The sequence below is a fragment of the Vibrio sp. 10N.261.55.C5 genome, assembly GCF_041470505.1.
Lineage (GTDB): Bacteria > Pseudomonadota > Gammaproteobacteria > Enterobacterales > Vibrionaceae > Vibrio > Vibrio crassostreae_C.
In genome coordinates, this window is the sequence record NZ_JBFRMS010000057.1 from 37926 (window position 1) to 52850 (window position 14925).

Annotated in this window: 13 protein-coding genes; 3 read left to right on the forward strand and 10 right to left on the reverse strand. The window is 43.9% G+C overall.

Translation table 11 applies throughout. From position 1 onward, the window contains the following. Positions 1-61 precede the first annotated feature (61 nt). The 3 genes from lolA to lrp all read right to left on the reverse strand — a co-directional run bounded on the left by lolA (position 62) and on the right by lrp (position 4559). Positions 62-658 carry an outer membrane lipoprotein chaperone LolA gene (lolA, locus tag AB4263_RS20245; RefSeq protein ID WP_372098779.1) on the reverse strand — a complete coding sequence of 199 codons (597 nt, stop codon included), beginning with the start codon at positions 656-658 and terminating at the stop codon, positions 62-64. Between the two features lie 75 nt (positions 659-733). Next, positions 734-3901, reverse strand: a complete 3168-nt coding sequence (locus AB4263_RS20250) for a DNA translocase FtsK 4TM domain-containing protein (RefSeq protein ID WP_372098780.1) — start codon at positions 3899-3901, stop codon at positions 734-736. A gap of 163 nt (positions 3902-4064) precedes the next feature. After that, entirely contained in the window at positions 4065-4559 is a 495-nt protein-coding gene (lrp, locus tag AB4263_RS20255) for a leucine-responsive transcriptional regulator Lrp (RefSeq protein ID WP_004734558.1), read from the reverse strand. 156 nt (positions 4560-4715) lie between these two features. Between lrp and ald the strand changes: the two genes are divergently transcribed. Next, on the forward strand, positions 4716-5840 hold the full coding sequence (gene ald, locus AB4263_RS20260; protein ID WP_017065311.1) for an alanine dehydrogenase: 1125 nt from the start codon (positions 4716-4718) through the stop codon (positions 5838-5840). 155 nt (positions 5841-5995) lie between these two features. On the opposite strand, the gene AB4263_RS20265 is transcribed toward ald, so the two are convergent. Continuing rightward, positions 5996-7198, reverse strand: coding sequence for a methyltransferase (locus AB4263_RS20265; RefSeq protein ID WP_372098781.1), 1203 nt, complete (start codon positions 7196-7198; stop codon positions 5996-5998). Positions 7199-7338: 140 nt separating this feature from the next. After that, positions 7339-8313, reverse strand: a complete 975-nt coding sequence (gene cysB, locus AB4263_RS20270; protein WP_017060244.1) for an HTH-type transcriptional regulator CysB — start codon at positions 8311-8313, stop codon at positions 7339-7341. Between the two features lie 322 nt (positions 8314-8635). Between cysB and AB4263_RS20275 the strand changes: the two genes are divergently transcribed. Both AB4263_RS20275 and miaE read left to right on the forward strand, forming a co-directional pair. Next, positions 8636-9400, forward strand: a complete 765-nt coding sequence (locus AB4263_RS20275; protein WP_372098782.1) for a DNA repair protein — start codon at positions 8636-8638, stop codon at positions 9398-9400. 143 nt (positions 9401-9543) lie between these two features. Further along, the gene (gene miaE, locus AB4263_RS20280; protein WP_102393839.1) at positions 9544-10299 is read left to right on the forward strand and encodes a tRNA isopentenyl-2-thiomethyl-A-37 hydroxylase MiaE; all 756 of its coding nucleotides are present in this window, start codon (positions 9544-9546) and stop codon (positions 10297-10299) included. Positions 10300-10402: 103 nt separating this feature from the next. On the opposite strand, the gene pyrF is transcribed toward miaE, so the two are convergent. The 5 genes from pyrF to rpsA all read right to left on the reverse strand — a co-directional run bounded on the left by pyrF (position 10403) and on the right by rpsA (position 14889). Next, the gene (pyrF, locus tag AB4263_RS20285) at positions 10403-11098 is read right to left on the reverse strand and encodes an orotidine-5'-phosphate decarboxylase (protein WP_017060241.1); all 696 of its coding nucleotides are present in this window, start codon (positions 11096-11098) and stop codon (positions 10403-10405) included. A gap of 124 nt (positions 11099-11222) precedes the next feature. Then, positions 11223-12398 (reverse strand): lipopolysaccharide assembly protein LapB, encoded by a 1176-nt coding sequence (gene lapB / locus AB4263_RS20290; protein WP_017060240.1) that lies wholly within the window; start codon positions 12396-12398, stop codon positions 11223-11225. A 12-nt stretch (positions 12399-12410) separates the two neighbouring features. Then, positions 12411-12683 (reverse strand): LapA family protein, encoded by a 273-nt coding sequence (locus tag AB4263_RS20295; RefSeq protein ID WP_017060239.1) that lies wholly within the window; start codon positions 12681-12683, stop codon positions 12411-12413. 129 nt (positions 12684-12812) lie between these two features. Beyond that, complete coding sequence (gene ihfB, locus AB4263_RS20300) at positions 12813-13097, reverse strand: integration host factor subunit beta (protein ID WP_017060238.1); 285 nt, start codon at positions 13095-13097, stop codon at positions 12813-12815. A 121-nt stretch (positions 13098-13218) separates the two neighbouring features. Continuing rightward, the gene (rpsA, locus tag AB4263_RS20305) at positions 13219-14889 is read right to left on the reverse strand and encodes a 30S ribosomal protein S1 (protein WP_010439921.1); all 1671 of its coding nucleotides are present in this window, start codon (positions 14887-14889) and stop codon (positions 13219-13221) included. Positions 14890-14925: the final 36 nt, after the last annotated feature.

Consider the following 14925-nt stretch of genomic DNA (forward strand, 5'->3'; position numbering starts at 1 on the left):
CTTGATTCGTTGATGGCATTAATGCCTATCGACGTACTACCAAACGATCTGCTTGTTTAGATCAGTTTCTTTGGTCGTCGACCTCGACACCTTCCGGTGCCACAAAAGTAAAGCGGTCTGCTGCAGGTTTACCCAAATCAACATTGCTAAAGGTAAACTCACCTTTTTGACCGTCTTGTTCAATCACATTAAAGCCCTGAACAATGCCCTTTTCGGTGATATTAATCTGGAAGTCGCCCTGATTAGAATCGACAGCAGTTGGCGTTAGCGTGAATTGGTTACCCGTTTGCACCACATTATAGTTATCCCAATCACTTTCTTGGTTACGTGTAAGCAGGACAAAAGGTGTCTGTGATGTCGCTTGCTCTTGCCAATAAATGCTCACTTGCTCAATGAACGGGCTGTAGTACCACAAGCTTTGGCCATCAGATACCAACAAGTTTTCATCAGGGAACGTGGTCTCCCAGCGGAATAGGCTTGGGCGTGCAATCTCTACCGTGCCCTCACCTTCCATAACAACATCACCATCAGGGCTGGTCACGACTTGTTTAAAGTCAGCGCTGAAGCCTGCGTTTAATGCCAAGCGGCTACTCAACTCTTCTTTCGGAGAAGCAAACACTGAGAAGCTCATAAATAAAAGTGCGAATACTTTTTTCATCAATAATCCTGTTAGAACATAAGTCGGTCATATTTTCGATTTGACCGACTGAATAGTTATGAGTTCCTACCGGAACTAATCTTTTGGTGGCGCTGGTGCTAAGACTTCTCGGTTACCGTTATGACCTGGAGCACTTACGATACCTTGAGCTTCAAGTTGCTCGACAATACGTGCAGCACGGTTGTAGCCAATCTTGAATCGACGCTGTACGCCTGAAACTGAGCCACGACGTGAATGAACAACGTGTTCTACCACTTGATCAAACAGAGGATCGACCTCTTCATCACCTTCCATCTTCTCACCCGGAAGCAAGGTTTCTGGGGTTTGTTCGCCGTTGGTGATTTCATCAATATAGTTTGGCTTACCACGCGCTTTCCAGTTATTCACGACTGCGTGTACATCGTCATCAGATGCAAAGGCACCGTGAACACGAGTTGTATGGCTAGAACCAGGAGGCAAGTAAAGCATATCACCCATGCCCAATAGTGATTCCGCACCACCTTGGTCAAGGATAGTTCGTGAATCCGTTTTAGTTGATACCGTAAAGGCCACACGGGTTGGAATGTTCGCTTTAATAAGACCAGTAATAACATCCACTGATGGACGTTGCGTCGCTAGAATCAAGTGAACACCCGCCGCACGTGCTTTTTGTGCCAAACGTGCAATCAGTTCTTCAACCTTCTTACCAACCACCATGATTAGGTCGGCAAATTCATCAACGATAACCACAATGTAAGGCAGTTTCTCAAGCAATGGCGCTTCTGGGTCCATGCTGTCGCCCGGCTTCCACAGTGGATCGTGAATTGGGTGACCCGCTTCCGCTGCCATCTTAAGCTTATCGTTGTAACCTTTAATGTTACGAACGCCTAATGCTGACATCAGCTTATAACGTCGTTCCATCTCGCCAACACACCAACGAAGGGCGTTCGACGCATCTTTCATGTCGGTTACCACTTCAGACAATAGATGAGGAATACCCTCATAAACCGATAGCTCAAGCATTTTCGGGTCGATCATGATGAAGCGAACATCTTCCGGTGATGCTTTGTAAAGCATACTCAGAATCATTACGTTCACACCTACCGACTTACCAGAACCGGTTGTACCTGCAACCAGAACGTGAGGCATTTTCGATAGATCAGCAATAACGGCTTCACCAGCGATGTCTTGTCCTAGAACCACTGTCGTTGGCGATTTCGCTTCTTGGAACTGAGGGCTAGCAACCACGTCTGAGAAGAATACCGTTTGGCGACTCATATTCGGCAGTTCTAAGCCAACATAAGGTTTACCCGGAATCACTTCTACGACACGTACTGCCAATGCAGAGAGCGAACGCGCTAAGTCCATAGAAAGGCCCGAAATACGGCTTACTTTCACACCTGGAGCAAGATCCAGCTCGAATCGAGTGATTACTGGACCTGGGAAAATATCAACCACATCTGCCTTGATCTTATAGTCCGCTAGCTTAGATTCAACAAGACGAGCAATTGCCTCTAATGCGTCACGGTCAATAAAGGTTTCACGCTTTTCAGGGTGGAATAACAATTCAAGTGTTGGTAATGGCTCAGCAGGCTTCGGTAAATTAACATCTTGTTGAACCAAGAACGGGTTCTGCGCCGCTGCCATATTCGCTTGTGCTTCAGAGACAATGCTTTGGAATGCGGCGACATCTTGATCTTGATGCGCAGGTTCTTCTTCCGTTACTTCTTCCCAAGGAAGATCAATAGTTGGCTCTAGGTTTTGCGCTGTTGGCTGTTCAGGTTCTGAATGTTCTTCTTGATAAGGGAAAGGTTCAAACTGTTCTTCGATTAATGCTGCGTCAGCTAATTCAGCTTCAGCCTGTTCTGATTCAAGCTCTGAGCCCTGTTGGTAGCTTTGCTCTTCCGTTACATCAAATGGTGAAGCTTGTGCAGAGAAATCGTCTTCCACAGTTGCTTCTGGCTCACCCATTGGTGAAGCGTATAGAGATTCTGGCTGAACATCTTCAACATCGAATTCATTCGTTACTTCTGGCGAGCTATTGATCTCTGGTTCTGCACTTTCAAGAGCCATATCAGTAGAGGTAACGTCTTGTTGCTCATTCTGCATGTATTGCTGATACGCGATTTGAGATTCATGCGCATCAACCTGTTCTTGCTCCGCAAGATCATCTTCATACATAGCGGCGTTTTCTAGCTGCTCGATAGTGGCATTAAGCTGCTTCGAGCGCTCAATACCTTCTTCTAACGGTTCTTCTGGCGCTTTGTAAACAGGTGCTACAGGGATCGACGCAGGTGCAACTTGAGGTTGGCGCTGAACCTGAGGTTCTTCTTGTTCTGAAGCTTCTTGCTTCGCTGGCGCCTCAACAGGCATGTGAATATTGTAATGACGCTTCGGCGATGCAGCATTGTCTCGCGCATTTGTCGCCACGTCTGACGAATCATTGGTCGCAGAAAAACTCATCGCAGGATCTAGCGGATCATGCTCTGTTGATTCTTTGTTGCCTTCTATAGCAGGAACATCGCGGTAAGTTGGCGCTTGATGCTGGTGATGACGTTCTTCGATTAAATCGCGGTCTGCTGATTCTCTTAATTGAGGCTCAAGCAGCTCTTGGTCTTGTCCACGAGCCTTATTAACAGCAGACGTGAAGAATTTGATGGCACATTCACCCAACCATTCCACAATACTTAACCAAGAAATACCGGTTAATAGAGTAAAGCCAGCCCCCCATAAGAAAAGAAGAACCAGCGTACTACCAAGAACATTCAACGTTGGAAGTGCAAGGCTTGTTAAAACGTCACCTACCACGCCACCGGATGAAAAGTACCAGATGTCGTCAAAGTTGATATCCGCTAAACCACAACTCGTAAGAATTAGGATAGTCAGGCCAAGTAAGCGAGTGCCCCACAGCATGAAGTCGATCTGCTCGTCTTCATTACGTTTGCGGAATAAAACCCACGCAGCAACCGTCACTAAGATAGGCAGAGGGTAAGCCAAAGAGCCAAATACGAAGAAAAGCGTATCCGCCAACCAAGCACCTAGGTAGCCACCCGCATTTTGAATGTCACCACCCCACGCCGTTTGCGACCATGATGGGTCTGCAGGACTAAAAGTTAATAACGCAACGGCAAGTAGAATAGAGAAGAGAACACCGAGAATCAGACTGCACTCTTTGAGACGTTGAGAACCACTCAAACGAGGAGACTGAGGCTCTTCACTCGTTTTAATGATTGTTTCTACTTTATTACTGCTCTGCTTGAACATAAACCAACTTAATAATTAAACGGGATAAAAACATCTCGAGCGGCCAAAGCCGCTCGTTTCAATGAAACTACTGTTGATTTAACCATATCAAACAGAAAAACCCAATTCCAGAAAGCAAGAAAGCGGAACAAATGTCCGCTTTCTTTCATTTCACCAATTGTGACTAACGAGTTTTAATCACAAGTTGATTGGTTTGTTTCACTTCTTCCATTACTACGTAAGTTCGAGTGTCGTTTACGCCCGGTAGACGAAGTAACGTATCACCCAGTAGCTTACGGTAAGCACCCATATCAGATACACGTGTTTTTAGAAGATAGTCAAAATCACCCGACACTAAATGACACTCTTGGATGTCATCCAGTTTCTGCACAGCGGTGTTGAATTGTTCGAACACATCTGGCGCACCACGGTTCAACGTAATTTCAACAAACACTAAAAGTGAAGCATCAAGGTACTGTGGGTTCAGCAACGCTGTGTACCCAGTAATGTAACCTTGACGTTCTAAACGACGAACACGTTCAAGACATGGAGTTGGAGAAAGTCCTACTCGTTTTGAGAGTTCAACGTTTGAGATACGACCGTCTTTTTGCAACTCATTAAGAATGTTGCGGTCAATACGATCTAGTTCCTTGGACGGCTTCTTATAATTGTCTGCCATTTTTTATTCCACCTTATTACTTCCTTGCAAAAAAATATACTACAACTTTTTAATATTCAGTATCAAATTTTATCTAAACCTATCTATACTAGATATTAATTCGACAGAATTACCCTACACATAGATAAAACAACCAAAATAAAATGAGGAGTCAGGATGATCATTGGCGTACCTAAGGAAATCAAGAACCACGAATACCGCGTTGGTATGACCCCAGCTAGCGTGAGAGAACTAATCTCACACGGCCACCAAGTTTTTGTAGAAACCAATGCCGGTACTGGTATCGGTTTTTCAGACGATGATTACATCGCTGTAGGCGCATCCATTCTTCCTACTGCTGCTGACGTTTTCGCGAAAGCAGAGATGATTGTAAAGGTTAAAGAACCTCAAGCTGTCGAGCGAGCTATGCTTCGCGAAGGGCAAATATTATTTACCTATTTACACCTTGCACCAGATTTTCCACAAACTGAAGAGCTTATCAAGAGCAAAGCTGTCTGCGTAGCCTATGAGACTGTAACAGATAATATGGGTCGCTTGCCACTATTAGCACCAATGTCTGAAGTAGCTGGTCGTATGTCTATTCAAGCAGGTGCACAAACATTAGAGAAATCTAACGGTGGTTGTGGTCTTCTTCTTGGTGGCGTTCCAGGTGTTGAACCAGCAAAAGTTGTTGTTGTTGGTGGCGGTGTTGTAGGTGCTAACGCAGCACGTATGGCTGTAGGCCTTCGCGCTGATGTTACAATTCTTGACCGTAACGTAGATACACTGCGTCGACTTGATGAAGAATTCCAAGGTCGCGCAAAAGTGGTTTATTCTACTGAAGACGCCATTGAGAAGCATGTTCTAGAAGCAGACCTAGTAATTGGTGCAGTACTAATTCCTGGCGCAGCAGCTCCAAAATTGGTTACAAAAGAGCACATCGCTAAGATGAAGCCAGGTTCAGCAGTTGTTGATGTTGCAATCGACCAAGGCGGTTGTTTCGAGACTTCTCACGCAACCACTCACGCAGACCCAACTTACATTGTTGATGACGTAGTTCACTACTGTGTTGCAAACATGCCTGGCGCTGTTGCTCGTACTTCAACTTACGCACTAAACAATGCAACACTTCCTTACATTGTTAAGCTAGCGAACAAAGGCTACCGCGATGCACTTCTATCTGATGAAGGCTTCCTAGAAGGTCTAAACGTTATTCACGGTAAAGTAACTTGTAAAGAAGTTGCAGAAAGCTTTGACCTTGAATACGTAGACCCAGCAGAAGCAATCGCAATGTTTAACTAATGATGTAATGACTAACTGAACGCAATAATCTTCTCGTTGAAGCGTTCAGTTAACTCATACACATTAAACAAAAAGCCAGTACGACATTATGTCGCGCTGGCTTTTTTGCATTAATGGATTTAGTTCGTAAAAACACGTAACAGTACGGTTTACCACTAGCGCTCGATTTTAACCCCATGAATCAATAGATTTCTTGGCGTAATACTGCGTTCACAGAACTCTTCAATCGTAGCTTCATAACCTTGCTCTTGCAGATAGATAGCGCGATCTAAAGCCAGCCATATCTCTAATGGTCGTCTAAAGACTTGTTGAACCAAACTCAGCTTTTCCATTTCCCAGAAAAGCGCTTCGCCTTGAACTAAATAAGAGTCAAAATCAATCTCTGAACCCAGCGATAGCTCTTTCACTTCAGATGCCCAGCGGCAGAAGGATTCAAAACCCTCAGGTAACTCTGATTTTTTGATGCTCGGTACAGGGATGTATTCGTCAATATGGAGTTCAGCCTTAAGCAGTTGGCTAAAACCCAAACGGTAACTCATCTCTAGTTGACGATGTCTCTTTACTCTTTCACCACCAGTGACGGTTTCTTGAAGCGGGATTCTTAAATCGCTCTTACTTAACGTTAATACTGATTTTTTCGCGACAGAAGACATCGCTTGGTAGTTTTCGTCTCGAATAAGATGATAGCAACAAGGGGAAATCGTGACCGCGGGTAGCCCGTGTGACACTGACTTTTTAACTAACTCAACATGAAGATCGCCACAAGCATGAAGGGCTACGGCATGTTGGTTTGAGTTAAACACGTCATCGGCCTTGTCTGAAAACGCATCTCCTTGAACAAAATTCATCGCTAACTTTTGGTCATCCGCAATCTTTTGTCCGCTTTCGCATAACGATTGCTGCCATTCAAAGCTAGTGACTTTTTGATCCGATTGCTGAGATAGGATTCGACCAAGAAAGCCTTTACCAGAACACCATTCGAGCCACTCTTTGCCATGGTGATGGCATAATGCAGCCTCGCCCATTGCGACAATTTGATGTAGCTTTCGACCAGGAATACCATCAGCAGTACCACGTGGGAGGTCTAAACCAACCAAAGCAGTGTTATCGAACTGGATGTTTTGGGTAGCAGTTTCTAATTCAGGTAGGAAACGAGTCAGTTCCTCAATCAAAAGCTGAGGCTGCTCTTTTAAGGTTTGAATGCTTTCATTATCTAAGCTTTCTAACCAATCAACGAGTGGACGATTGACCTCTTTCCACGGCTGCTGTTGAGTTTGGCATAGGTGAAAAGGCTCTGAACGCCAGTAAATCTGGTGCTCTAGCAAAAATGAATCGAGTATTTTAAATCGTGAATGCATGCTTCCCCCTATGATGCGTGGATTGTAGGGGTAAGAGGTCGAAATGGAAAGGCTCGATAAAGAAAACGAAAACTAAAAGCCCAAAAGAAAAACGGCCTGCAAATACAGGCCGAATAAGAATCTAGATTTACACGACGAGATTAACGAACTGGCAGCTCGATATCTTTAAACATCTCTTCGATCTCTTCATTCGATTTCAAAGAAATAGCTTGCTCAACCACAGGGCGAGTTAAGTGCGGTGCAAAACGCTCCATGAAATCAAACATGTAAGAACGCAAGAAGGTGCCTTTTCTAAAACCAATGCTGGTTGTGCTCGCACCAAATAGATGGCTCGCATCAATCGCAACCAAATCAGTATCTTGCTCGTGGTCAATAGCCATACTTGCAATTACACCAACACCAATGCCCATACGAACGTAGGTTTTGATTACGTCTGCATCGGTCGCAGTAAACACAACACGCGGTGTTAAACCTACTTTGTTAAACGCGGTATCAAGCTCAGAACGGCCAGTGAAACCAAATACATAAGTCACGAGAGAGTAAGCCGCAAGATCTTCGATCGTGATATTACGCTTCTGTGCCAGGGGATGATCTTTGGTCACGACGATCGAACGGTTCCAGTGGTAACAAGGCAGCATAATCGCATCTTGGTAAAGGTGTAGCGCTTCCGTTGCAATCGCAAAATTCGCTGTACCTTTAGCGACGGCTTCTGACATTTGGCTTGGCGTACCTTGGTGCATGTGAAGCGATACTTTTGGATAGCGCGCCGTGAAACCTTTAATCACATCAGGCAGTGCATAACGAGCTTGAGTATGAGTCGTTGAAATATTCAATGTACCCATCTCTGGATGTGTGTGTTCACCCGCTACCGCTTTAATGCTTTCAACGCGCGCCAAAATCTCTTGAGAGATACGAATGATATCCTCACCCGCTTGGGTAACCTGCGTTAGATGCTTGCCGCTACGCTCAAAAATCTGAATGCCTAGTTCGTCTTCAAGTAATCTAACTTGCTTACTAATGCCAGGCTGAGATGTGTACAAACTCTCTGCTGTAGCTGAAACATTTAGGTTATGGTTTACAACCTCAACAATGTACTTCAGTTGCTGTAACTTCATATCTAACCTCGTAATCCTTTACTCATTTCTGTGCTAACTTATTTGCAAAGAGAGCGTTATAGTCGCGTGTAATATAATTAATAGTTATAACGCTTCGAACACAAAAATGACAGGAAAATTGAGTTTTTCTAGCTTAACAAACAAAAACATCACTAACGCTTTGCAACCCAACCCTCATTCTCATACATTAGTTGGTAAGTTTTGATTGCCGATTTCGCTCAACAAGAGATAATCAGAAATTGCAATTTACGAGTGCCGATACACAATGGAATCGTGTATCCTCTCCAGTTAGCTATAGAAAATAATAAGCAGACTCAAATATATGAATATTGGTTTAATAATCGTCTTAGTAGCCGTTCTTTTGGTGTTAATTTTAGGCTACAACATCATGCTTCAATATAAAGTTAAGGTAGAAACAGCGAAGAAACAGGAAGCTTCTCGTTATCTAACCATTATTGACGGTACAGAAGAACTGATTGGCAACGCTCATCACATGCCGTTTAGCCAAGATCTTCTTGTATGCTTAAACAATCGAATTCTTGATGCATTAGAAAACATGTATCAACTCGATCCAAAAAATAAGCAGCTTGCCCAACGCATTGAAAGCGTAAAACAACAAATCACTCAGCTAAAAGAGAACTACAAAGGTGGCGAGAGTACCGCTTTCCGCGTACCAAGTAGTGACAAGCAAGCGATCATGATGCTTAAGTTAGTTAAACGCCTGCGTGATACGGTGCGCAACGAGCACAATAAAGGCCGTTTCGAGACTCAAGCTTATGTGGTTGAAAATGCTCGCCTAGAAACAATTCAAATCCGTATTAACATTGAAAATGTTATCAAACGTGCAAACGATTCGATTTCTCGCGGACAACCGGGAACAGCGATTCAGCTATTACGCAAAGGTATTGATGCTTTGGCGACTAAGAACGACTCGTACTCTAATCAAGCCAAAGAAAAGCTTCAACAGATGCTTAACGAGCTTGACCAGAAACGCCAAGACAAAAACGCTCAAGATTTGCAGCAGATGGAATCTAAAGAACGAGAAGACGATATGGATGCCCTCTTCGGTCAGAAGAAGAAATGGTAACAGTCTAACTCAACACTTAAAGGCCGCCTTATTTACATTAAATAGGCGGCCTTTTTTGTAGCTGTTGAATTTCCTTTCTCTGTATAGGGAGATCTCTTGAGCTGTGATAAAATCCCCGCATTATCAACAAACTTTCCCTGACCATGTATCAAGAATTACTCGCTCCAATCCACTCTTTTCTTAAAGCCGAAACGCCAGATTCATGGATAGATGAAGCCAAAAAGCCAGAAAATCTTCACATCATTCTACGCGATCACATGCTGTGTGAACTTAAGGCGGCACAGAGTGCTTTATTCCTTATTCGCAAGTACGCCGTCGATAAAGAAAGCGCGAAGCAACTGAATGAATGGATTTTGCCATACGAGCAATTTGCTTACCGTCGTATCGGAGACTTAGAGTCTCTGCGTGGTAAAAGCAACGTATCCAAGCAAATCACAGCGAAAGAAGGCTGTAATTACGGTGCTGACCTAATCGATAAGATGGTTTTACTGATCAAAGAAGAGCTGCATCACTTCTACCAAGTCATGGAGTTGATGGAGAAGAAAGGCGTGACTTACCAGCCAATCGAGGCGGGTCGTTACGCTAAGGGCTTGATCAAACAAGTTAAGACTTACGAGCCTGATGCTCTGGTTGATAAGCTTATCATCGGTGCGTTTATTGAAGCTCGCTCTTGTGAGCGCTTCGCTAAATTGGCTCCTTTCTTGGAAGAAGACATGAAGAAGTTTTACGTGTCTCTACTTCGTTCAGAAGCTCGCCACTACCAAGATTACCTTGAGCTAGCAGAACAGATCGCAGGGAAAGATATTTCAGAGCGTATTTCGCATTTTGCTCAAGTAGAAGCTGATCTTATCACTTCAGAAGACAGCGACTTCAAATTCCATAGTGGTGCTCCGGTTTAGGCTCCACACAGAACATTCAGTCCAGTTTAGACTAATCCAGACTAAAAATTAAGGCCAGCAATTTGCTGGCCTTCTTTATTTATATCTCAATCCAAATATAGACTTAAGCAAGCGTACCGTTGATCTCTGCAAGTACAGCAGCAGGGTCTATCGCTTGCGTAATCGGACGACCAATAACAAGGTAGTCTGAACCTGATTCAATCGCTTTAGAAGGCGTCATGATGCGCTTCTGGTCACCAACATCTGCGCCGACAGGACGAATACCTGGAGTAACTAGCTTGAACTCTTGACCAAGTGCACCTTTAAGCAAAGAAGCCTCTTGTGCAGAACATACAACACCGTCTAAGCCAGAGTTTTTCGTTAGAGAAGCCAAGCGCATCACGTGTTGTTGTGGTTCAAGATCCAGACCGATACCCGCTAAGTCAGATTGCTCCATACTGGTGAGTACCGTTACACCGATTAACAGTGGACGATCTTTGCCATAAGGTTCTAAGATTTCGCGAGAAGCCGTCATCATACGCTCACCGCCACTTGCGTGTACGTTCACCATCCAAACACCCAGTTCAGCGGCAGCACGGACTGCTTTTGAACATGTGTTCGGGATGTCGTGGAATTTAAGGTCTAAAAATACTGAGAAACCACGCTTATGTAATTCACGAACAAATTCAGGGCCAAACAGGGTAAACATCTCTTTGCCCACTTTTAGGCGGCAAGATGCTGGGTCAATTCGATCGACAAAGGCTAACGCATCCGCTTGATTATCATAATCCAAGGCTACAATGATTTTTTGGTCGTTCATTTCATCTCCTAACGCAGTTAACTTTCTAAAAATTTCTAATCACCTAAGCAGGTGATAAATAACAGTCATAAAAATGCAGCCCGAAAGCTGCAATTAATAATTTGGTCTTAAAGTGACCACAAATCTATTCACCATCAAGCCCACGAATAGGCTTGATCGTCCCCCACCCTTTACATGAAGGGCAGTGCCAATACAAAGAGTGTGTCGAGAAACCACACTGACGACAACGGTAATGAGGCTTAACCTTAAGCTGTTCACCAACCATAGATTGAAGTGTGGTTAAGCTGTCTTTTGCTCGGCCTTCTTCTGCTTCCGCTAGGTGGTAATCGATTAATCGATAAAAACCTTTCATGGTTGGATTTTTAACAAGCTGCTTTGTCAGTAACTCTTGAGCAGAGCCTACATCTTCATGGTGAGCAACCAATTGCGCCAGCATCAGTTCGGCAGATACACCGGCTTTCTTCTGAATACACGCTTTGAGGAACTCGACCAATTGAGCTTCTTGTCCAAGCTTGTGGTAACACTCAGCAAGGGTTGGCAACACCTCACTGATAAAATCGATATCTTGTTCAAGTACCGATTCAAGACAATCAATTGTCTTTTGGTAATCTTCGTTCGCTAAGTGGAACTTCCCTAGTGCGATACTTGCGCGAACACATTTAGGGTCTTCAGAAAGCGCCTTCTTAAAATGCTGAAGCGCTTTAGAACGATTACCATCGGCTTGTTCTTGCATTGCAAGCTCACACCAGAAATGCGCGACTGTGGCACGCATCTTCATTTTTTTCTTGCCGAGCTTAACTAAGATATTTCCGTAATGGATAGCCTTGTTCCACTCACGGGTCTGCTGATAAATAGCCACCAACTGCTGTAAAGCGCCCTCTTTATGGTCAGGTTCTTCTACAAGTTGTTCAAAGATTTTTTCAGCGCGATCAAGGAAGCCAGAGACCATGTAGTCTTTAGCTAATTGTTGCAGTGCGAGATTTTTCTGATCGAGGGTAAGCCCCGAACGAGAGATGAGATTTTGGTGAATACGAATAGCGCGGTCGACTTCGCCTCTTGAGCGGAACAAGTTGCCCAAAGCCAAGTGAGTATCGATGGTTTCATTGTCTACTTGAAGCAGTTCAATAAAGTGATCAACCGCTTTGTCAGATTGATCTGACAGTAATAGGTTCAAACCCGTCACGTATTGACGGGAGATCTGGTGTGATTGCTTTTGTTTTTCTTGCTGAGCGTTACGATTACCCATATACCAGCCATAAGCGGCTGCGATGGGCAAAAGTAAGAACAGTAACTCTAACATCAAATATAGCCTTTAAGCTTTAGTATCAGCAGGGACCTGCTTTGATTGCTTATTGAGTTGCTTCTTCAAGCGATGAATTTTTAGCTGAGACCGCATGTGCATATTACCAAAGACTAACCAAGCAAGGGCGAAGCCTGAAACGAATACAACACCTAATAAACTTGATAGGTGGAAGTCACCTTGCGCTAGCAGATAGTTGAAATTCACAGTTGTTTGGTTTTGAGAGCCTAAAGCCAGTGCAATTAGGAAAAGTGCGATAACGGCGACTATTTTTATAATTTTCATAGTTCATCACTCATTGGTTGGTTAGCTGTACGATTATGCAGGAAAATTACTAATCAGACCACCATATTATGGTCATAAAAAAGCGGCATACATTATAGTATGCCGCTTTTCTTAATTCCGATAAGTAGGCTACATTCCTGAGTTTACTCGTTCACGCAGCTCTTTACCTGGTTTGAAGTGAGGAACGTATTTACCTTCTAACTCAACCTTGTCACCAGTCTTTGGGTTACGTCCAACACGAGGCTCACGATAATGCAGAGAAAAGCTGCCAAAACCGCGAATTTCGATTCGATCACCACTTTCTAGTGTTGAAGCCATATGCTCTAAAATGTCTTTTACAGCGTCTTCAATTTCTTTTGCAGAAAGATGCGTTTGCTCAGCGCACAGTCTCTCAATCAATTCAGACTTAGTCATAGTTACCCTCGTTGGTTTTCTTTTTAGAAATTATAGACCTATCGGAAAAATAAGCAAAAAAAAAGGAGCCTTACGGCTCCTTTCTTGGCTAGATAGCTATAATTCTCTTAATGAGAAGCTATTATTCGCCTTTAGCAGCTTTGAATGCGTCTGCCATTGCGTTACCGAACGCGCCTTCTTCAGACTTGTTCAGTGAAGCCATTGCTTCTTGCTCATCAGCTTCATCTTTAGCTTTGATAGATAGGTTGATTACGCGGTTCTTACGGTCTACACCGGTGAACTTCGCTTCAACGCTGTCGCCAACGCTTAGGATTAGAGATGCATCTTCGATACGGTCGCGAGAAACTTCAGAAGCGCGGATGTAACCTTCAACGCCTTCGATTAGCTCGATAGTAGCGCCTTTCGCGTCAACTGCAGTAACAGTACCGTTTACAAGAACACCTTTCTTGTTGTCAGCAACGTATGCGTTGAACGGGTCGTTTTCCATTTGCTTAACGCCAAGAGAAATACGCTCACGCTCTGCATCTACTGCTAGAACAACAGCAGAGATTTCGTCGCCTTTCTTGTATTCACGTACAGCTTCTTCGCCGGCAGCGTTCCAAGAAATGTCAGATAGGTGTACAAGACCGTCGATACCGCCTTCTAGACCGATGAAGATACCAAAGTCAGTGATAGACTTGATCTTACCAGTAACTTTGTCGCCCTTAGCTTGCATTTCTGCAAATGACTGCCATGGGTTAGCTTTACACTGTTTCAGACCTAGAGAGATACGACGACGTTCTTCGTCGATATCAAGAACCATAACCTCAACTTCGTCGCCAACATTAACAACTTTAGAAGGGTGGATGTTCTTGTTAGTCCAATCCATTTCAGAAACGTGTACTAGACCTTCAACGCCTTCTTCGATTTCAACGAAGCAGCCGTAGTCAGTTAGGTTTGTAACACGACCAGAAAGCTTGTGACCTTCTGGGTAACGCTTAGCGATTGCTACCCATGGATCTTCGCCTAGTTGCTTAAGACCTAGTGAAACACGAGTGCGCTCACGATCGAACTTAAGAACTTTAACTAGGATTTCGTCACCAACGTTAACGATCTCTGATGGGTGCTTAACGCGCTTCCAAGCCATATCTGTGATATGTAGAAGACCGTCAACACCGCCAAGGTCAACGAATGCACCGTAGTCAGTAAGGTTCTTAACGATACCTTTAACTTCAGTACCTTCTTGTAGAGTTTCAAGAAGTTCGTCACGCTCAACACTGTTTTCAGATTCGATAACAGCACGACGAGAAACAACAACGTTGTTACGCTTCTGGTCTAGCTTGATTACTTTGAACTCTAGCTCTTTGTTTTCTAGGTGAGCAGTGTCACGGATAGGACGTACGTCTACTAGAGAACCAGGAAGGAAAGCACGGATACCGTTAAGTTCAACAGTGAAACCGCCTTTAACTTTACCGTTGATGATACCAACAACAGTTTCAGCTTCTTCGCAAGCTTTCTCAAGTACGATCCAAGCTTCGTGACGCTTAGCTTTCTCACGAGAAAGTTGAGTTTCACCGAAACCATCTTCAACAGCGTCTAGAGCTACGTCTACTTCAGCACCAACTTCAACTTCAAGTTCGCCAGCAGCGTTCTTGAATTGTTCAGCAGGGATAGCAGATTCAGACTTAAGACCAGCGTCTACAAGAACGAAACCGTTCTCGATAGCTACTACAGTACCTTTAACGATGCTGCCTTGTTGGAATTCAGTTTCAGATAGAAACTCTTCAAAGAGTTGAGCAAAAGATTCAGTCATTATTTAATCTTCAATAATTAAACGTCCATGGGTATC